The organism is Bradyrhizobium sp. URHD0069 (assembly GCF_000701345.1).
Classification (GTDB): domain Bacteria; phylum Pseudomonadota; class Alphaproteobacteria; order Rhizobiales; family Xanthobacteraceae; genus Bradyrhizobium.
This window is the reverse complement of sequence record NZ_JNIJ01000039.1, coordinates 42,198-60,624: the sequence shown is the minus strand read 5'-3', so window position 1 is coordinate 60,624 and position 18,427 is coordinate 42,198. Positions and strand designations below refer to the sequence as shown.

The 18,427-nt window shown below is 62.6% G+C and carries 16 protein-coding genes and 1 pseudogene; 11 read left to right on the top strand and 6 right to left on the bottom strand.

The features are described 5' to 3' along the window. Positions 1–149 precede the first annotated feature (149 nt). Positions 150–1,010 (top strand): YihY/virulence factor BrkB family protein, encoded by an 861-nt coding sequence (locus tag N554_RS0122800; RefSeq protein WP_371259514.1) that lies wholly within the window; start codon positions 150–152, stop codon positions 1,008–1,010. On the opposite strand, the gene N554_RS0122795 is transcribed toward N554_RS0122800, so the two are convergent. Together N554_RS0122795 and gluQRS are read right to left on the bottom strand one after the other, a co-directional pair. Continuing rightward, complete coding sequence (locus N554_RS0122795) at positions 937–2,193, bottom strand: ATP-binding protein (RefSeq protein ID WP_029585604.1); 1,257 nt, start codon at positions 2,191–2,193, stop codon at positions 937–939. The genes N554_RS0122800 and N554_RS0122795 overlap by 74 nt on opposite strands. Positions 2,194–2,300: 107 nt before the next feature. After that, positions 2,301–3,170 carry a tRNA glutamyl-Q(34) synthetase GluQRS gene (gene gluQRS / locus N554_RS0122790; RefSeq protein ID WP_029585603.1) on the bottom strand — a complete coding sequence of 290 codons (870 nt, stop codon included), beginning with the start codon at positions 3,168–3,170 and terminating at the stop codon, positions 2,301–2,303. A 37-nt stretch (positions 3,171–3,207) separates the two neighbouring features. Here gluQRS and N554_RS0122785 point away from each other — a divergent pair, with 37 nt between their 5' ends. The 4 genes from N554_RS0122785 (at position 3,208) to N554_RS0122770 (ending at position 8,058) form a co-directional block, all read left to right on the top strand. After that, complete coding sequence (locus N554_RS0122785) at positions 3,208–3,954, top strand: DNA-3-methyladenine glycosylase family protein (RefSeq protein WP_029585602.1); 747 nt, start codon at positions 3,208–3,210, stop codon at positions 3,952–3,954. Beyond that, positions 3,951–5,042, top strand: a complete 1,092-nt coding sequence (locus tag N554_RS0122780; RefSeq protein WP_029585600.1) for a DUF2855 family protein — start codon at positions 3,951–3,953, stop codon at positions 5,040–5,042. Before N554_RS0122785 ends, N554_RS0122780 begins: the two co-directional genes overlap by 4 nt. A 103-nt stretch (positions 5,043–5,145) precedes the next feature. Beyond that, positions 5,146–6,954, top strand: coding sequence for a flavin-containing monooxygenase (locus N554_RS0122775; protein ID WP_036053853.1), 1,809 nt, complete (start codon positions 5,146–5,148; stop codon positions 6,952–6,954). 144 nt (positions 6,955–7,098) lie between these two features. Continuing rightward, positions 7,099–8,058, top strand: a complete 960-nt coding sequence (locus tag N554_RS0122770; protein ID WP_029585598.1) for a peptidyl-alpha-hydroxyglycine alpha-amidating lyase family protein — start codon at positions 7,099–7,101, stop codon at positions 8,056–8,058. 36 nt (positions 8,059–8,094) lie between these two features. On the opposite strand, the gene N554_RS0122765 is transcribed toward N554_RS0122770, so the two are convergent. Beyond that, positions 8,095–9,855: a chloride channel protein gene (locus N554_RS0122765; protein WP_029585596.1), complete on the bottom strand. Its 1,761-nt coding sequence runs from the start codon at positions 9,853–9,855 to the stop codon at positions 8,095–8,097. 193 nt (positions 9,856–10,048) lie between these two features. Between N554_RS0122765 and N554_RS0122760 the strand changes: the two genes are divergently transcribed. Then, on the top strand, positions 10,049–10,606 hold the full coding sequence (locus N554_RS0122760; protein WP_029585595.1) for an HNH endonuclease: 558 nt from the start codon (positions 10,049–10,051) through the stop codon (positions 10,604–10,606). 22 nt (positions 10,607–10,628) lie between these two features. Here the strand turns inward: N554_RS0122760 and N554_RS0122755 are convergent, their stop codons facing one another. Beyond that, a complete protein-coding gene (locus tag N554_RS0122755; RefSeq protein WP_029585594.1) occupies positions 10,629–11,051 on the bottom strand; it encodes a DUF1810 domain-containing protein in 423 nt (140 codons plus the stop codon). Further along, positions 11,048–11,542 carry an NUDIX hydrolase gene (locus tag N554_RS0122750; RefSeq protein ID WP_256378753.1) on the bottom strand — a complete coding sequence of 165 codons (495 nt, stop codon included), beginning with the start codon at positions 11,540–11,542 and terminating at the stop codon, positions 11,048–11,050. Before N554_RS0122750 ends, N554_RS0122755 begins: the two co-directional genes overlap by 4 nt. A gap of 251 nt (positions 11,543–11,793) precedes the next feature. Between N554_RS0122750 and N554_RS0122745 the strand changes: the two genes are divergently transcribed. Together N554_RS0122745 and N554_RS0122740 are read left to right on the top strand one after the other, a co-directional pair. Beyond that, a complete protein-coding gene (locus N554_RS0122745; RefSeq protein ID WP_029585591.1) occupies positions 11,794–12,765 on the top strand; it encodes a S1C family serine protease in 972 nt (323 codons plus the stop codon). 19 nt (positions 12,766–12,784) lie between these two features. Next, positions 12,785–13,855, top strand: a complete 1,071-nt coding sequence (locus N554_RS0122740; RefSeq protein ID WP_029585590.1) for a carboxylesterase family protein — start codon at positions 12,785–12,787, stop codon at positions 13,853–13,855. A gap of 70 nt (positions 13,856–13,925) precedes the next feature. Here N554_RS0122740 and N554_RS43095 read toward each other — a convergent pair. Then, positions 13,926–14,009, bottom strand: a pseudogene (locus N554_RS43095) (3-ketoacyl-ACP reductase); the annotation flags it as partial. 135 nt (positions 14,010–14,144) lie between these two features. Between N554_RS43095 and N554_RS0122735 the strand changes: the two are divergent. From N554_RS0122735 to N554_RS0122725, 3 genes are all read left to right on the top strand, one after another. After that, on the top strand, positions 14,145–15,479 hold the full coding sequence (locus N554_RS0122735) for a hypothetical protein (protein ID WP_029585589.1): 1,335 nt from the start codon (positions 14,145–14,147) through the stop codon (positions 15,477–15,479). 27 nt (positions 15,480–15,506) lie between these two features. Next, positions 15,507–16,349 carry a COG3904 family protein gene (locus N554_RS0122730; RefSeq protein WP_029585587.1) on the top strand — a complete coding sequence of 281 codons (843 nt, stop codon included), beginning with the start codon at positions 15,507–15,509 and terminating at the stop codon, positions 16,347–16,349. An 833-nt stretch (positions 16,350–17,182) separates the two neighbouring features. Further along, positions 17,183–18,418 (top strand): efflux RND transporter periplasmic adaptor subunit, encoded by a 1,236-nt coding sequence (locus N554_RS0122725; protein ID WP_029585586.1) that lies wholly within the window; start codon positions 17,183–17,185, stop codon positions 18,416–18,418. Positions 18,419–18,427: the final 9 nt, after the last annotated feature.

Below are 18,427 nucleotides of genomic sequence, written 5' to 3'. Positions count from 1 at the left end.
CAACGCGGTCCGCCATCACGCTTAGGCCGAACGCAACGATCTGGCTTTTTGTCCAATAATATCAGAAGCTAGCCTGACCATGGCTTGGACTGTGTTCGGCTCCCATCAGGTGAAATGTGAGACAACTTCGCAGCGTCTATCTGGTCGTAATGGATGCGTTCTACACGTTTCTCGCCGATGACGGCTGGGCGATCGCCAGCCACATCGCGCTGTCAACGCTGATGGCACTGTTTCCGTTTCTGATCGTGCTGACGTCGTTGGCCGGCTTTTTCGGATCGAAGGAACTCGCCGATCAGGCCGCGGGGCTGATACTGCAGACCTGGCCGCAGCAGGTCGCGGATTCGCTGTCGAGCGAGATTCACGATGTACTCACGACGAGCCGCGGCGACGCGCTGACGATCGGCGCTGTCCTCGCGGTGTATTTTGCGTCGAACGGCGTCGAAAGCCTCCGCGTGGCGCTGAACCGGGCCTACGCGGTGGCCGAAACGCGGCGCTGGTATTGGCTGCGGCTGGAGTCGATCGGCTACACGCTGGTCGCCGCGTTCACAGCGCTGGCGATGGCATTCCTGATCGTGCTCGGCCCCCTGATGCTGGAGGCCGCCCGACGCCACATTCCGCTGATCGTCGAAACCAACGAGAATTTCCTCAACATCTCGCGCTACGCCATTACCATCCTCGCGCTGATCGTTGCGTTGTTCATTCTCCACGCATGGCTTCCGGCTGGCCGACGGGGATTCCTGCAGATCCTTCCGGGCATTATCTTCACGCTGGTGGCATCGTTGCTGTCGGGCATCGTGTTCGGCCAGTATCTCGCGCGCTTCGCCAACAACTACGTCACGATGTATGCCGGGCTGGCCTCGGTCATCATCGCATTGGTGTTTCTGTATTTCATTGCCGTGATCTTCGTGTTCGGCGGCGAACTGAACGCGGCAATCATCAAGGCGCGACTGCCGCACGGCGGGTCGCTTCAAGCAGCGCAGTCGCTAAAGCCCGTGGACTCACGGGCTTGACCAGAAAGGCGTCGGCGCCGGCGGCGCGCGACGCCGCTTCGTCGTCGCCACGGCCCGATACCCCGATGATCGCGATGCGGCCGAGCGGCCGGCCAAGCCCGCGAATTCGTTTGATGGCCTCGATGCCGCTGATGCCCGGCAACACCATGTCCATCAGCACCGCGTCGAACGCGCCTTGCGCGATCCGCTCGGTGGCGTCCTCGCCGCGCCCGATGAATTCGGCCTGATGACCAAGCTCGGTGAGGATCGTATTCAGCACGACACGGCCGAAGGGATTGTCCTCGACGCTGAGGACCCGCAGCGCCCGCGCCGATTCCGATGGAATGTCTGCATCCGCGCCCGAACCGGCTTCTTTCGAAGCCTTCGCGAGGGTTAAAGTCACGGTCAAGGTGAACGTGGCTCCTCCGCCTCGCCGTTGCGCAACGACGATGTCGCCGCCCATCGCGCGCGCAAGCGCTTTCACCGACGACAATCCAAGCCCCGCGCCACCAAAGCGGGACGCGATGCTGACATTGGCTTGCGAAAACGGACGGAACAGACGCTTGATCTCATTAAGCGTCAGTCCGATCCCGCTGTCGGATATCGCAAAGGCAACGCCGACCTTTGCTCTGGGACCGCGGGTCGGCTCAACCGCCATTGCGACGCCGCCTTGTTCGGTGAACTTCACCGCATTGTCGATCAGGTTTTCCAGTGCAGCGCGCAGACGGACGGGATCGCCGACCACCAGCGCCGGCAGCTTTTCCGAAATATCGACTCGGGATTGCAGACCTTTCGCCGCGGCCCTGCCGGCCAGCGAATCGCCGGCGGTGCGCGCCAGCGCCCGCAGATCGAAGAGGTCCTGCCGCACCTCAAGGGCGGAACCGCCGCGCTTTGCGGCATCGACGAACAAGGTCGCAAGGCTGGAGAGATGTTCCGCGCCGGCCTTGATGGTATCGACCCAGCGCCGCTCGCGCTCGTCGAGATCGGACGTCGCCAGGAGATCGCTGATAGCAAGAATTCCGGTAAGCGGCGTGCGCACCTCGTGCGCGAAGGCCGCGAGCGCCGCTTCGACCACGCCGGGCACCGAAGCCGCGGCGGCGCGTTTGCGCGCCTTGCCTGTGGCAGCGGCTGAAGCGCGCTTTTTCGGCGGCCGCTTTTTGGAAGGCCGCGTGGTGCGCTGTGAGCGCAATTTTTTTGGCGCCATGATTCCCCTGGGCCCGGCCCGCCTCCACCATGCCATGGCCGGGCTCCCGGAGCCACGCCGAAGGCCGGTTTTCCACCTGCGATCGGGCGCGGCAACCCGGCCGCGCATCAAGGCAGGCCGGCCAACCGGCGGATGTCGGCCGGCGTCGCACCCCCCGCGCGGAGTTCGCGCAAGCCGGTGGCCTCGGTCGACTTTGAAAGCTTGCGCCCCGCGCCATCGAGGATGAGGCGGTGGTGCCGGTAGGCGGGCTGCGGCAAGCCGAGCAGTTTTTGCAGCAGCCGGTGGACACTGGTCGACCAGAACAGGTCCTGGCCGCGTACCACCACTGTCACGCCCTGCAAAGCGTCGTCGACCACCACTGAGAGGTGATAGCTGGTCGGGGTTTCCTTGCGCGCCAGGATGACGTCGCCCCAGGCTTGCGGCCGGGCGAGCACCGCGCCGGTCTCGCCATCCGGACCTTCGCCGTGCTCGGTCCAGCCGAGTTCCCCGGCGTGCGCGCATGCCGCCGCCATATCCAGCCGCAGCGCGTAGGGGATATCAGATTCGATCAATCGCGCGCGCTCATCGGACGGAAGTAACTTTGCCGCACCGGGATAGAGCGGCGCCCCGTCGGGATCGCGCGGCCATGGCCCATGCGTCTCCCGCTGCGCCACCAGTTTTGCAATCTCAGCACGGCTCTCGAAACTCGGATAGACGAGGCCCAGGGCCGAAAATTTCTCGAGCGCCTTGCGATAGTCCGCAGCATGCTCGGACTGCCGCCGTACTGGCCTCTCCCAGGCGACGCCGAGCCAGGCGAGGTCTTGATAGATCGCCGTCTCAAATTCCGGCCTGCAGCGGGTGGTGTCGATATCCTCGATGCGCAGCAGGAACCGGCCGCCGTCCTGACGCGCCAAATCGACATTCAGCAGCGCCGAAAAAGCGTGGCCAAGATGCAGGTAGCCGTTCGGGCTCGGCGCAAAGCGGAAAACGGGTGGCATTGATCTCTTTCACGGGACATGATGGTTTTAAGGCGCAATGCTCATCCATCTCAACACCCAAGCCGACCTCGAAGAGGCCATCCACGCGCTGGTCAAGCAGGACCCGCGGCTCAAACCGATATTTGAGATCGCCGGCATGCCGGCGCTGCGGCGGCGCGAGCCCGGTTACGCCGGCCTGGCTGCGATCATTTGCGGCCAGCAACTGTCCACCGCGAGCGCCGCAGCGATCTGGAGCCGCGTCAGCGCCGCGTTCGATCCGTTTCACCATGACACGCTGCGTAAGGTGCGCGCCGGCCGGCTGGGCCGGCTCGGACTATCGGCGGCGAAGATCAAAACCCTGAAGAGTCTGGCGCGCGAACTCGCCGCAGAGCGATTGAATCTCGACGTGCTGGCCAATGAGGACGCCGATGCCGCGCACAATACTCTGACGGCGCTGCATGGCATCGGCCCGTGGACCGCCGACGTCTATCTGCTGTTTTGCCTCGGCCATGGCGACGCATGGCCGGCGGGCGACCTCGCCGTGCAGGAAGCGGTGAAGATCGGACTTGGGCTAAAGACGCGGCCGACCGCGAAGCAGATGGCGCCTCTGGCGGAGCCGTGGCGTCCGCTACGCGGCGCCGCGGCGCATCTCTGGTGGGCCTATTACAGGGCGGTCAAGAAGCGCGAGGGCGTGGTCGGAGGCCGCGAAAAGGCGAACGCCGTTTTAAACAAGATACCTGTTGCAAAACGGTCATCAGCCAGAGCAAAGATCGGGCAACGAAGCCCGCCGGGATCGACAAAATGAAATCCACCGACTTCATCGTTGCGCGCAATGATTTGCAGCAATGCAAAATCGCCGAGACGCAGCTACCCGACGCCGCGGTGCTACCTGACGACGCGCTGCTGATCAAAATCGATCGCTTCGCATTCACGGCCAACAATATCACTTACGCTGTTCTCGGCGATCAGCTGAAATACTGGCAGCTGTTTCCGGCGCCGGAAAATTTCGGCAGCATTCCGGTGTGGGGATTTGGCGAGGTAATCGCGTCGCGCCACCCGGGCATCGCAACCGGCGAGCGCCTCTTCGGCTATTTTCCGATGGCGACCCATCTGGTGATCGAGGCCGCCGACGTCAGCAAGCGCTGGTTGCGCGACGCCGCCGCGCATCGCCAGGGCGTGTCGCCGGTCTACAATGCCTATGCCCGCGTCAGCGGCGATCCCGCCTTCGCCGGACGGCAGGGCGACTATCAGGCGCTGTTGCGGCCGCTGTTCATGCTGTCATTTCTGGTCGACGATTTTCTTAGCGTGAACGAATTTTTTGGGGCGCATAGCGTGTTGCTCTCCAGCGCCTCCAGCAAGACCGCGTTTGGGCTGGCGCATCTCCTGCATACGCTGCGCAAAGATATCCGCGTGATCGGGCTTACCTCCGCTGCCAACAGCGATTTCGTCAGATCGCTCGGTTGCTACGACGACGTGGTGACCTATGACCGCGTCACGTCGCTGCCATCGGATCAATCGGTTGCGTTGGTGGACATGGCGGGCAACAGCGAGTTGCGCGCGAAACTGCATCGGCATTTCGGCGATCGGATGAAATACTCCGGACTGATCGGGCTCACGCATCGCAGCTCATCGCCGGACGAGCCGGAGTTGCCGGGCGCCAAGCCGACATGGTTCTTCGCGCCCGACCAGATTCGCAAACGTGCCAAGGAATGGGGGCCGGGCGGCGTCGACGCCCGGTTCGGCGTGGCATGGTCGGGCTTCGCGCCGATGCTGGACCGATGGCTCAAGGTCGTCGAAGGTCGCGGGCCGGATGGCGTGAAGCAGGTCTATCTCGATACATTAAATGGCCGCGTCCCGCCGGATCAGGGACACATCCTGTCGCTTGCGAAGTAAGCAACGCTACCGTGCTCATCCCGCCCTTTCTGCGCGGTCCCAAACGGTATACGTTTCCAGATCAGGGAAATGCCGCGAAGACGGCCGGAATGAGCAACCGCGAATGCTGGACAGAACCGACGATATTTCGATCGCCGCGGAAAATTGGCTGGCGCAATTCGAAAGGGCGCTCGTCGAAAGGGCGCTCGCAAAGTCCGGCGATGTCTTCCTCAAAGCCCTGTTTCATCCCGACAGTTATTGGCGCGACGTGCTGGCGCTGAGCTGGAACCTGCAGACCATCAATGGCGCCGAAGCCATCCTAAGAGAGCTGAACGCCCGCGCCGGCCGCGCCGCCCCGAGCGGGTTCAGGATCGATCCCGATCGCGCCGCGCCGCGCCGGGTGACCCGCGCCGGCACCAACACGATTGAAGCGATCTTCAAATTCGAAACCGCTGTAGCACGCGGCAGCGGAATTCTGCGACTGATCCCGGATGCCGGCGACGGCAACCGGCTGAAAGCCTGGACGCTGCTCACGGCGCTCGACGAACTAAAGGGGTTTGAAGAGCCGCTTGGAAGCTCGCGGCCCCACGGCCAATCCTATTCGCGCGATTTTCGCGGACCCAACTGGCTCGACCTGCGGAAAGCAGAGGCCAAATATGTCGATCGCGATCCCGATGTGCTGGTGGTCGGCGGCGGACAGGCCGGACTTTCGATCGCGGCCCGCCTCAAACAACTGCAAATCGATACGCTGATCGTCGATCGCGAGTCACGCATCGGCGACAACTGGCGCAATCGCTACCATGCGCTGACGCTCCACAATCAAGTGCAGGTCAACCACCTGCCCTACATGCCCTTTCCGCCGAACTGGCCCACCTACATTCCCAAAGACAAGCTCGCCAACTGGTTCGAGGCCTATGTCGATAGCATGGAACTCAACTTCTGGACCGGCACCGAGTTCGAGAGCGGCACTTACGACGAAGCGGAAGGGCGTTGGTCGGTGGTGCTGCAGCAGACCGGCGCTAAACGCGAGTTGCATCCACGCCACGTCGTGATGGCCACCGGCGTCAGCGGCATTCCGAACCTGCCCGACATTCCCAGCCTGAAAAACTTCGCCGGCACAATTTTGCATTCCAGCCAATATGGCGATGGCGAAACCTGGGAGGGCAAGAAGGCGCTGGTGATCGGCACCGGCAACAGCGGTCACGATATCGCGCAGGACCTGCACTCGAGCGGGGCAAAGGTGACGCTGGTTCAGCGCAGCTCCACGTTGATCACCAATATCGAACCATCGGCGCAGCTGGCCTATGCGTTGTACAACGAAGGCACGCTGGAGGATAATGACCTGATTACGGCGTCGATGCCGCTTCCGCTTGCGAGGCGAAGCCACGTCATGATGACCGAACGATCGAAGCAGCTGGACCGGGAACTGCTCGATGGCCTCGCACGCGTCGGCTTCAAGCTCGACTTCGGCGATGGCGGCACCGGCTGGCAATTCAAGTACCTCACCCGCGGCGGCGGCTATTATTTCAATGTCGGCTGCTCCGATCTGGTCGTGCGCGGCGAGATCGGACTGCGGCAGTTTTCGGATATCGAGGCCTTTGTCGCGGATGGCGCGCGGATGAAGGACGGCGAGACGCTTGCCGCCGACCTGATCGTGCTGGCGACCGGCTACAAGGGCCAGGAACATCTGGTGCGCAAATTATTCGGCGACGAGGTCGCCGGCCGCGTCGGCCCGATCTGGGGTTTCGGCGAGGGTCAGGAACTGCGCAACATGTACACGCGCACCGCGCAGCCGGGCCTCTGGTTCATCGCCGGCAGCCTGGCGCAGTGCCGCATCAACTCGAAATATCTGGCGTTGCAGATCAAAGCCATCGAGGAGGGCCTGCTGCCGCGTGGTGCGCGCGAAGCAACGCCTGACGCGGCCGTTGCGTGAACCTGCATGACCTCGCCTGCGTCATTCCGGGCGCATCGCAGATGCGAACCCAGGATCTCGAGATTTCCGGGTTTGGTCGTAACGGACCATCCCGAAATGACGGACCGTTGCTATTCGATCTAGCAATTACAGGGAGGGAATCTCATGCCGACCATACTCGGCTCGGACGAGCATCGCTACCGCGTGGTGGAGAATTGGGTGAAGCTGCCGGAGGGATGGAATCTCACCGACGTCGCTTCTGTTGCGGTCGACAGCAAGGACCGCATCTACGTCTTCAACCGCGGCGCCCATCCGATGGTCGTGCTCGATCGTAAGGGCAATTTCCTCAGAAGCTGGGGCGAAGGCCTGTTCAACCGTGCGCACGGGCTGCATATCGACGCTGAGGACAATCTCTACTGCACCGACGACGGCGACCACACGGTGCGCAAGTGCTCGACCGACGGCAAGGTGCTGCTGAGGATCGGCATCCCAAACAAGCCGGCGCCGTTCATGAGCGGCGAGCCGTTCCACCGCTGCACGCATACCGCGCTGTCGCCGAAGGGCGAGATTTATGTCTCGGATGGCTACGGCAACGCCCGCGTCCACAAATTCACGCCCGACGGCAAACTGATCAAAAGCTGGGGCGAGCCCGGCAGCGATCCCGGCCAGTTCAACATCGTCCACAATATCGCTACCGACGCAGACGGTTTTGTCTATGTGGCGGATCGTGAGAACCACCGCGTGCAGGTGTTCGACGGCAACGGCAAATACGAGGCGCAGTGGAATAATCTGCACCGGCCCTGCGCGCTGCATTGCTGCGGCGGGAAGGCGCCGAATTTCATTATCGGCGAACTCGGCCCCGGCATGCCGGTAAATCGCAAGGTGCCGAATCTCGGCCCGCGCCTGACCATCGTCGACGCAAAAGGAAAGCGCCTCGCGCGGCTTGGCGGCGAGCATGGTCCGGGCCTTGAGACCGGCAAATTCCTCGCGCCGCACGGCATTGCCATGGATTCCAAGGGCGATATCTATGTCGGGGAAGTCGGCGTCACCGACTGGAAGACCAGCTTTCCCGATACACCGATGCCGGCGGTGGTTCGCTGCCTGCAGAAGCTGGAAAAAGTCTGATGCGGACGATGTTTGCTCGCCGATCGCGGCCGCCGATCAGATATCGCCGACGGCCTCGCGGCGCCGTTGTTCGGATTCCTCCGCGTAGCGCCGCATCGCGTGGGCTTCGGTGAGAATTCCGACCGGACGGTGTTCGCCGTCGGCTTCGACCACGGCCAGCGATTCCGCTTCCGCGGCGTCAAAGACGGCGATGGCTTCCTGGATGTTCATGTCGGGATGCAGCACGACATCGCGATGATGAAGGATGTCTAAAAGACCATTCTTCGCATCGATCTCCGGCGTGTGCGCGTCCGCCACCAGCGCCAGCCCGACATAGCGGCCCGCGGCGTCGACCGCGACCACCTGATTCTTGGAGCCGAGCGGAAATTTGCGGCGAAATTCTTCGATCGGCATGTTGGCGTTCACGGTGGCCACGTCCGTCCGCATCAGACGCCGCACGGTGAGGTCGCGGATCCAGCCGACGTCCGCGGCGCTGCGGATCGTTTCACCGCGCAGATGCAACCGCCACGTCGCGAACGAATAGCCGAACAGTTCGCGGGTGACCTGGGCCGAGACGATGACCGCGACCAGCACGGCCGTCGTGAGCCAGAGGTTGCCGGTGGATTCCAGCGCGATGAACGACATCGTGAGCGGACCGCCGATCACGGAGGCCGAGAGCGCGCTCATGCCGACGATGGCATAGACGTTCGGATCGAGATTGAGACCCGGCCAGATCATGTTAACGCCGGCGGCGAACAGGTGGCCACCGAGCGCGCCTAGAAAAAGCGTGGCGAAAAACAATCCGCCGCGAAAGCCGCTGCCGAGCGATACGATCGATGCAATCGATTTCAGAACGAACAGGGTTGCAATAGCCGCCAGCGGCATCGAGACAATCCCGGCAAAATGCAGCGCGCCATGCCCCGACGACATCACCTCCGGCGTCAGCAATGCGAGCAAACCGACGGCAAGCCCGCCCAGCGCCGGACGCAGCGGCAGCCAGAGGCCGGTTTTCGACAATAGCGTCTCGCAAAGCGTCACGCCGCGCATGATCGCGATGCCGAACCGCGCTGCCAGCAACCCAAGCAGCGCGGCCATGGCAACATCATGTCCGAGGACATCGCCGACCGGGCCGACGCCGACGCCAAGCGACAGCACCGTAAATGCATGGGCGACAAAATAGCCTGCTACCGCGGCGACGCCGACCGGCGTCAGACTGGCCGGCGTATATTCCCCTATCACCAGCTCAAAGGCATAGAAGGCCCCGGCAAGCGGCGCGCCGAACGCGCCGGCAATCGCGGCTGCGGCGCCGCAACCGACCATGATGCGCTGATCGGAGCGGCGCAGATGAAAGGAGCGCCCCAGCGAGGCGCCGAGACCGCTGGCAAGCTGGGTATAACCTGCTTCGAGTCCGACCGAAGCGCCGACACCGCTGGACCAGACCGTCTGCGATGCAACGATCACACTGCCGCGAAACGACATCCGCCCGCCGTGCAGGGCATTGGCCTCGATCGGATCGATCTCGCGCGCCGGCCGCCATCGCAACAGCAGCAGGAACGCCAGGCCCAATAGCAACCCGCCAATGCTGGGGACCAACAGGGCGCGCCACGGCTCGATTTTCAGCTGGCTGGAAAGACGGTTCCCAATTTCAAGGTTGAACAGCAGCGCGTGAAGCCCCTCGACCGCCGCGCCCATCGCGGCCACCACCAATCCGCCGATGGTTCCAATGAGCGCCGCAAGGACGACCAGGCTCGTTTCATGGGCGCGGACAAACGCCCGCAGCCGGCGCGGTGCTTCCAGATAACGGGACGTGATGACCATTTTATAGCGTCCGTACGCGCCCAAAGGGTGCCGCGCGCCTCGTTTAGCGGCCCCAGGGCCGCCCCTGCAACCGGCGTACGATCAGGCGCGCCGGCAGATAAGCCCCGGAACGCTCTTCACAATCCCGTCACGCTGCCTGTAGTATGTCAACTCACGCTGCGTCGCAGCTTAATGTGGGGGCCAGGAGCGTTACTTGAACGCACATGTCTCGCAAGGCGGTTGGCCGGTACTGGTGCTGAATGCGGATTTCCGGCCGCTCAGTTATTACCCGCTGTCTCTCTGGTCGTGGCAGGACGCGATCAAGGCAGTGTTCCTCGATCGCGTCAACATCGTCGAACACTACGACCGCGCGGTGCGCAGCCCCTCATTCGAAATTCAGCTGCCGAGCGTGGTTTCGCTGAAATCCTTCGTCAAGCCGACCACGCATCCCGCCTTCACCCGGTTCAACGTGTTCCTGCGCGATCGCTTCGTTTGCCAGTATTGCTCGGCCGACGACGATCTCACCTTCGATCACATCATTCCGCGCAGCAAGGGCGGCCAGACCACGTGGGAGAACGTGGTCGCCGCGTGCTCGCCATGCAATTTGCGCAAGGGAAACCTGACGTCGCAGCAGGCGCGGATGTTTCCGAGGCAACCTCCGTTCGCGCCGACGGTACACCAGCTGCACCGCAACGGCCGGCTGTTCCCGCCGAACTATCTGCACGACAGCTGGCTCGACTATTTGTACTGGGATACCGAGCTCGATCCGTAAAAAACAAAGGCAGCGCTCGGGGTCAACGGGCAAGCAGGTCCAGCGTCCTTCCGTCGGGTGTGCCGCCATAGAATTTCGCGATAGCCTCGGCGAATTCCGGATCGGAAGACACCGCGCCGAACAAGGTCATCGACGAACAGAATTTTAGGTCGTCAGGGCTGCCCAGAATTTCCCGAACGGTGCGGCGCTCGACGGCGTTGACCAGAGCCGTGCATTGGCGAAGCCGAGGTCCCAACACGCCATGGCCGAGATAGGCGGCCGCCTCTTCGCGAGAGGCAACGGCAAATCGCCGGGCCATCGGGCTATGGCCGAGCCCGGCAAGCTGGGGAAAAATGAACCACATCCAGTGACTTTGTTTCAGACCCCGACGCAGTTCGGCAACAACGCGCGGGTAGACCGGCGCTTGCGCATCAACAAAGCGCTGGAGCTCGAACGGGTCGGTCATGCCGGGCTCACCCCGGGTTGGCCCAAACGCTGGGCGAGCCGATCGAGCAGCGGCCGCTGGCCTTCGAGAATCTTCGCATGAGCGACAGGAAGATCAAACCATTCGGTGCGATCGACCTCCGGAAAGGTCTGCATCTTTCCGCTGTGAGGCGGCCACTCGAGTTCGAAGGTGTTGCTTCGTGTGGTCCGAACGTCGAGGTCGCCTTCGACAGCGAAGGCAAGGACGCGCTTGCCGCCACGCTGACGGATCTCGCCAAGCGATTCGAGCGGCCCGGTGAGGACAACGCCCGTCTCCTCCATGAACTCCCTGAGGGCCGCGACCCCGGCATCCTCGTCGGCATTCATTTCGCCTTTCGGGATTGACCATGAGCCATGGTCCTTGCGGCGCCAATAAGGTCCGCCGGGATGCACCAGAAGAACTTCCAGCTTCGAACCGACGCGCCGATACATCAGGACCCCCGCGCTCGCGGCCGATCGCCCAGCTGAATTCAATGGGCTTTCCATATTCAATTTCTCTTCACGTCGCAAAGGAACGGAATCCTGCGACAATTGTTCCTTGCCATTGTCGGGATGAAATCCGGGCATACTTCTTCAGGCGACATCCACCGACGCTTCGCGAGACAATCACGTTACGAGAGACTTTCAAGGCGACCGTTTGCGACATAAGATCGTCATGCGTTGATGCGCGCCTGTTTTCCGAAAATTGCGGAGCACCCGCACGCCGTTTGGCCAGGAGATTCTTCATGCCCTCATTGACTGAATGGAAGGTGCCCCCGGCCTATCAGCCCCGCCCAGGCGACTACGGTTTCGATCTCGATCGCGTACTGGCTTCGGTGGTCGGACTGCATTCGATCATCCCCGCCGACGCCTTCAGCGCCGATATGCTCGGTACCGAGCGCGCCGGTAATGGCGTGTTGATCGACGATGGACTGGTGCTGACCATCGGCTACCTGATCACCGAGGCGGAGACGGTCTGGCTGCATCTTGGCGACGGCCGCGTGGTGGAAGGTCACGCACTCGGCCTGGATTTCGTGAGCGGCTTCGGCCTGGTGCAGGCGCTGGGCCATCTCGATCTCGATCCGCTGCCGCTTGGTTCGTCGGCTGCCACTCAAATCGGCGACCGCGTGGTGGTGGGCGGCGCCGGCGGGCGCACCCGGTCGGTGGCGAGCCACATTGCCGCCAAGCAGGAGTTCGCCGGGTACTGGGAATATCTGCTGGACGAGGCGTTCTTCACCTACCCGGCACACCCCAATTGGGGCGGCACCGGACTGATCTCGAACCGCGGCGAGCTGATCGGCATCGGCTCGCTCCAGCTCGAACGCGAGCGCGAGGGCAAGGCCGAACACGTCAACATGATCGTCCCGATCGATCTGCTCAACCCGGTGCTCGACGATCTCAGAAAATTCGGCCGGGTCAACAAGCCGGCGCGGCCCTGGCTCGGGATGTATTCGACCGAGATTGACAACAGGGTCGTGGTGATCGGCATCTCCGCGAAGGGGCCGGCGGCGCGCGCCGAACTCAAGGCCGGCGACGTCATCCTGGCGGTGAACGGCGAAAAAATCTCGAGTCAAAGCGCCTTCTACCGAAAGCTCTGGGCGCTCGGGCCCGCCGGCGTTGACGTGCCGCTCACCGTCTACCATGAAGGCGTTACCTTCGACGTGGTCTTGACCTCGACGGATCGCGCCAAGCTACTCAAGGGTCCGCGGCTGCATTAGACGATCCAAGGAGTGCGCGATGAGCGAGGCCGTGGTGGCCAACATCGTGGCCGTGCTCCCACCTTTGCTGCAGTCACTCGAAGCACTCGCCTTCATCGCGCGCCAACTCAATCCGCCGGATTTCGATTCCGTCATGGAATCCGCCGGCACCCCGGACCAGGCGTTGCAGGCGGTGCGTGCGCGGCTGGCTGATTGGCCTGAGCCATTCGCGGGCATACAGAGGCCGCTCGAAGCCGCTGCGGACGCAGCGCTTGCGGCATTTGCGGGACTGCGCGCCGTAGAGCATGGCAACGGCGACCTGGTTGCCGTGTTTCGCGCGTTGCGTCACGCCAGCCGCGCGCAGGAGGCGCTGTACCCGCTCGCCGCAAAATTGCCGCCGGTGAGCAGCTTCTTTGTCGATCCTCCCTTGCGCGAAGACGCCAACCTGCTGGCGCGGCTTGCCGAGCCGGCACGCGAGAATACCGGCATCGTTCACGATCACAACGAACCCGGCAGCCGCGGTGGCTTCTCGCTTTACGTGCCGGAATATTACACGCCCGACCGCGACTGGCCGCTGGTGATGGCGCTGCATGGCGGCAGCGGCAATGGCCGCGGCTTCCTATGGAGCTGGCTGCGCGACGCCCGCACATATGGCGCGGTCCTGGTCGCGCCGACGGCGACCGGCGGCACCTGGGCACTGATGGGCGAGGATACCGACACGCCAAACCTCACCCGCATTCTCGATCTGGTAAGGGGACGCTGGAACATCGATCCCTCGAAACTGCTGCTGACCGGGATGAGCGACGGCGGCACGTTCTGCTACGTCACGGGACTCGAAAGCGCCTCGCCCTTTACCCATCTAGCGCCGGTTGCCGCCACCTTTCATCGGCTGATGGCGGAAATGGCCGATGCGGAAAGGTTGCGGGGCCTGCCCGTCTATCTCGTGCACGGCCGGCTCGACTGGATGTTCCCGGTGCAGGTAGCGCGGCAGACGCACCAGGTGTTGTCGGCTGTGGGCGCCGACGTGATCTACCGCGAGCTTGACGATCTCAGCCATTGCTATCCGCGCGAGATGAACGCCGCGATCCTCAATTGGCTGCGCGAAGGATGAAGCCTGAATCGCGATCGGCGAGCCCGCACGATCTACTCGCCAAGCCGCGCACACTTTGACGGATCATGCGCTAAATCATGCCGCCATTGGCGCGCAGCACCCAGCCGTTGATCCAGCCGCCGTCGGGACCGACAAGAAAGGCCACGGCTGCGCTGCTGACAATTCTTTCAAGGCTTCGTGAAGTCCAATGCCTGGCGGTTGTACATGGTCTCCTCCGAATTTATCTCCACACAGTTAGCGAGCAGCGGGGCTGCTGTTCAGTTGGTCTTCAACCCTACGGAACTCTCTGATGCCCCCGAACACTGCTTTCGCATCGCAGGCCCTGCCTTCCCGCTCGTCCGCCTCGCTGCTGCTGTCGAAAGGCGTCACACGCCTCGAAGGCACGTTGAAACTCACGACCGCGATCCTCGCGCTCGCGGCCGGCGTCTATACTTATCTCGGCGTCCGCGAGCTCTTGAACGGCAGCCCGGGCATGGTGTTGTTTGCCGCGGTGATCTATTCGGTCGCCGTGTCGGTCGGCATCTATACGTTCTGGGTGTTCCTGATGTATTTCATGCCGCACATGATTTATCGCGGCGGCCGGGGCCTGATGTTCGGCTGCATGCTGCTGGGTTCGCTGATGATCGTGGCGATGTCGTCATGGCTGAACGCATCGGCGCTGGCCGGGGCGGCTGCGATCCAGCAGCATCTCGCCATCACTGTGCAGAATTATACCCGCGATCTCGACACCGCCAACACCAATGCCATCGCAGCCCAGGGGCTGCTGCCCGATATCCAGCTGGCGTCATCGCGCTTTGCAAAGCTTGCCGACGCCGAGCGTGCCGGTTCGCTCACCGGCACCGCCGGGTCCGGCACCGTCGTTCAACTTCTGACGCAGATGTCCGGGCAGCTCGACGGTCTCGGCCAGGAAGTCCAGGCTTCGAGCAAGCGCGTCTCGGCATTGTACGAGCAGGGCAGCAAAAATCTCGCCAGGATGCGCGAATTGGTTTCCGACCGCGGACCGATTTCGACGCGCAGCGATGCCTTTGCAGCCGAGTCGCTGGGGCTGATGGGCGTGATCGCCAATCTACAGCAGACTTCGGTTGCGCCGGCGGTGAAGCGCGCCGCGACATCGCTGTCGTCGAGCTTCATAGCGCCGGCTGCAGGCGGCCGCAGCTCCGACCTTGCGGATCGCCAGACCGCCGTTGTCGGCAAGGTGGAGAGCTCGATCGGCGCACAGGCGACTTCGCTCTCTGACGCCGCGGATAAAATTCTGGCGATGCCGCGGGTCGAACCAATCAGGTTCCAGACCTTGTCGCCCGCGGAAGCGGTTTTACGTTATGCCGGCGATTTCATCCCGAGTTGGGCGGGCGCGATTTCAATCGATCTGATGCCGGCTGTGCTGGTGCTGATCCTGTGTGTGGTTCACGCTACGATCAGGCGCGAGGGCCTTCCCGCTTTCAGCGTGTCCGATATGTCCGCGGGCGAACTGGTCGCGGCGTTGCAGATGGCGCGCGAGGTCGGAGAAGCGCAGCGCTTTGTGCCGGCCGAGGCGAAGGTTGACGGAGAACCGCTACCCGAGCCCGCGGCAGCGACAAACGAAAAGGTCTTCACCTCGCTGTCGTCGGCGCGACACACCAAATAGCAGATCGCCGTGTCGCAATCCTTCACCATGCAGCAACGTTTTCACGCCTGGCTGGTGGACAGGGCCGACGAAGCTATTTTGCGGTGGATTTTCCGCATTGTCCTCATAGCCACCATCGCAGCGCTCGCTGCCGACCTCGCCGGCAGGAATGGGTGGATCGTCAGTCCTGATGCCTCTGCTGCACCGGCCGAAATCAAGCAGGATTTTCCCGCCCTGAATCTTCCCAACATGGTGCCGTCGATCCTTGCGCCCTTGTTGCCGGGTAGCGACAAGCGGCTGGTGCCGTTGCCGCAGCCGGGCGGCGCGATGGCCGCGCCGATGACGTTCGACCTGGTGGGCGGCGGCAAATTGATGGCGACCGGCACTATCACGCCGGGAATTTCGCAAAGCTTCGCCGCCGAGGTCGGCAAGCGCGGTGATTACATCAAGACCGTGGTGCTGAATTCGCCGGGCGGCTCGGTCACCGATGCGCTGGCGATGGGCCGGCTGATTCGCGAAAAGAAATTCGCAACAGAGGTCGAGGCGGGAAAATACTGCACGTCGTCCTGTCCGCTGGTGTTCGCCGGCGGGCTCGAGCGGCGCGCCGACGACAAGGCCATGATCGGCGTGCACCAGGTGGCGGCGATCAGTTCGGCCGCCAACGGCCCTGCGCGTGACGAGATGAGCGTTGCGCAAAATATCTCGGCGCGCTGTCAGCGCTACCTCGGCGACATGGGCGTCAGCCTGCAGGTCTGGGTGCACGCCATGGAGACACCGCACGACAAGTTGTTCGTGTTCAAGCCGGAAGAGCTGAAGTCGCTCAATATGGTGACGGCGGGAGCGGTGCCGATGGCAACGACGCCGCTAGCACCAGCAAGGCCACGAATATGATGGTCATCCCTGCGTAACGGCTTCGCCGTTGTCTGCTTTGGAGTGTATTACGGACTCAACTCGGACATCGCGCCATGTCCGAGAAGTGCCGACTGTGTTGCAAAATTTTTTTGCACCACTGGACCCAAATTTTCCGAGCCGTAGGTGCTGCGAGCGAGCAATGATGTGAGGGACTACTTCATCCTGTAGTGAACTCACAGTCAGCCTCGGTGATGCGCCTGACGTTACGCCGACGGCGATGGCAATGTGGGCGCACGCGGATCCGGATACCCGACCGCCGCCGCCGCAGCAAGGCATGGTGCAATCAGAATTACCAATCTTGGTACTGTCAAACGATCTGATGGGGCACATCTCTTCCTTGATAGCGCCTGGGCATCGCTGCGCGGCGTTGAGATGTTTCCGGCCCCCGCTCCTGCTCGACCAGATCGTGGCGGTCATGCAAAACGCCGGAGGCGAGCTTGGTACGCTTCTCGATCACGGGCCTGTAAAATGTACTTTACCTTCAATCACCGAGATATCGTTTCTAGAATCCTTTGACGCAAGTCATCGAAATCCATTGACGCAAGTCATCGAATTGTCGCCGCCAATTAAACCAGTACGTTTCTGTTATGGAAACAGTTCGTTCATGGCTCGCAAGATCCACGGCTTCGGCGAGTTACATCTGCAATGTCGATCGTATTCGCCACTTTGCGTGATTGGGAAATGAGCGACGCGCGTTGGAGAACTTGAGGTGTTCCGAAATCGACCATAAATGGTCCAGGGCCGTTGAATCAGAACCGGCTGAAAGAGTTCTCCGAACGCGAAAATTTCATGCAGAGAGGTATAGGCGGCCCATGGATCAAATCAGCAATCGCTCGGAGATCGAAAAGGCACTCGGCTCCTCGACCACGCAACGACGGTGGAAGTTCTGGAGCACAGGCGCGGCACTTGCAGCTCTGGCGCTCGGTTACTTCGCATTCTCTCACTACAAAGGTGATCACGGAACACCGCCGCAACTGGCAGCACTACCGGTAACGGTAAGCGAACCTTTGCGGCGCGACGTCGATTCGCGGCTCGGATTTCTTGGACAGTTCTCTGCGATCGACCGCGTGGAGTTACGCGCCCAGGTCGGAGGCGTCCTCACCGAAATTCATTTCAAAGATGGGCAAATCGTTCACAAGGGCGACCTGCTTTTCGTGATCGACCCGCGTCCGTACGAAATCAAGCTTGCGCAGGCGAACGCTCAGCTCCATACCGCAGTGGCCCGCGTCGCGCTGGCGAACAACCAGCTCACGCGCTCGCAATCGCTCCGGCGCGATGAATTTGCCACCCAGGAAACGGTCGACCAGCGCACCAATGAGCAGCATGCCTCCGAGGCGGCGGTGGAAGACGCCAAGGCCCGCATCCGGGATGCCCAGCTTGACCTCGAATATTGCCGCGTCACGGCGCCTTTTACCGGACGCATCGGCGCCCGCCAGGTCTCGATCGGCGACCTGATCGCCGGCAGCCGAGCGGCCGTCAGCCCGACCAGCCTGCTCGCAACGCTGGTTTCGCTCGATCCGCTCTATCTCGACTTTGACATGAGTGAATCCGACTACCTGACATTTTCACGCGAACGTGCGCGCGTTGGAGGCCCACTCGCAGACACCATCGGATTCGGCCTGAGTGACGAGACCAGCTTCAAACGGCAAGGCACGCTCGATTTCGTCGATAACGCTCTCGATCGCTCAAGCGGAACGATCCACGCACGCGCTACCGTGCCAAATCCGGATCTGTTTCTCGCCCCCGGTCAATTCGCGCGGCTTCGTGTGGCCGTCGCGGCACCCACGCCGGCTCTCCTGTTGCCGGATTCGGCGCTGGTGCTCGATCAGTCCCAACATCTCGTCATGACGGTTTCTCCGGACGCCACCGTGGTGCCGAAGATCGTACAAACCGGCGATCTCAGAGGCGGCCTGCGGGTGATCCGATCGGGCCTTGAACCGAACGACCGCGTCGTCATCGACGGACTGGTGCGCGCTATTCCGGGCGCGAAAGTCGTGCCCCAGCATGGTCCGATCCACTACGACGCAACCTCCGACGGCCAAGGCTGAAGCTAAGGC

Excerpts from the sequence above, each read along its gene's own strand:
- N554_RS0122800 (WP_371259514.1), top strand. The coding sequence starts at position 150 with ATGGATGCGTTCTACACGTTTCTCGCCGATGACGGCTGGGCGATCGCC.
- N554_RS0122795 (WP_029585604.1), bottom strand. The coding sequence starts at position 2,193 with ATGGCGCCAAAAAAATTGCGCTCACAGCGCACCACGCGGCCTTCCAAA.
- gluQRS (WP_029585603.1), bottom strand. The coding sequence starts at position 3,170 with ATGCCACCCGTTTTCCGCTTTGCGCCGAGCCCGAACGGCTACCTGCAT.
- N554_RS0122785 (WP_029585602.1), top strand. The coding sequence starts at position 3,208 with ATGCTCATCCATCTCAACACCCAAGCCGACCTCGAAGAGGCCATCCAC.
- N554_RS0122780 (WP_029585600.1), top strand. The coding sequence starts at position 3,951 with ATGAAATCCACCGACTTCATCGTTGCGCGCAATGATTTGCAGCAATGC.
- N554_RS0122775 (WP_036053853.1), top strand. The coding sequence starts at position 5,146 with ATGCTGGACAGAACCGACGATATTTCGATCGCCGCGGAAAATTGGCTG.
- N554_RS0122770 (WP_029585598.1), top strand. The coding sequence starts at position 7,099 with ATGCCGACCATACTCGGCTCGGACGAGCATCGCTACCGCGTGGTGGAG.
- N554_RS0122765 (WP_029585596.1), bottom strand. The coding sequence starts at position 9,855 with ATGGTCATCACGTCCCGTTATCTGGAAGCACCGCGCCGGCTGCGGGCG.
- N554_RS0122755 (WP_029585594.1), bottom strand. The coding sequence starts at position 11,051 with ATGACCGACCCGTTCGAGCTCCAGCGCTTTGTTGATGCGCAAGCGCCG.
- N554_RS0122745 (WP_029585591.1), top strand. The coding sequence starts at position 11,794 with ATGCCCTCATTGACTGAATGGAAGGTGCCCCCGGCCTATCAGCCCCGC.
- N554_RS0122740 (WP_029585590.1), top strand. The coding sequence starts at position 12,785 with ATGAGCGAGGCCGTGGTGGCCAACATCGTGGCCGTGCTCCCACCTTTG.
- N554_RS0122735 (WP_029585589.1), top strand. The coding sequence starts at position 14,145 with ATGCCCCCGAACACTGCTTTCGCATCGCAGGCCCTGCCTTCCCGCTCG.
- N554_RS0122730 (WP_029585587.1), top strand. The coding sequence starts at position 15,507 with ATGCAGCAACGTTTTCACGCCTGGCTGGTGGACAGGGCCGACGAAGCT.
- N554_RS0122725 (WP_029585586.1), top strand. The coding sequence starts at position 17,183 with ATGGATCAAATCAGCAATCGCTCGGAGATCGAAAAGGCACTCGGCTCC.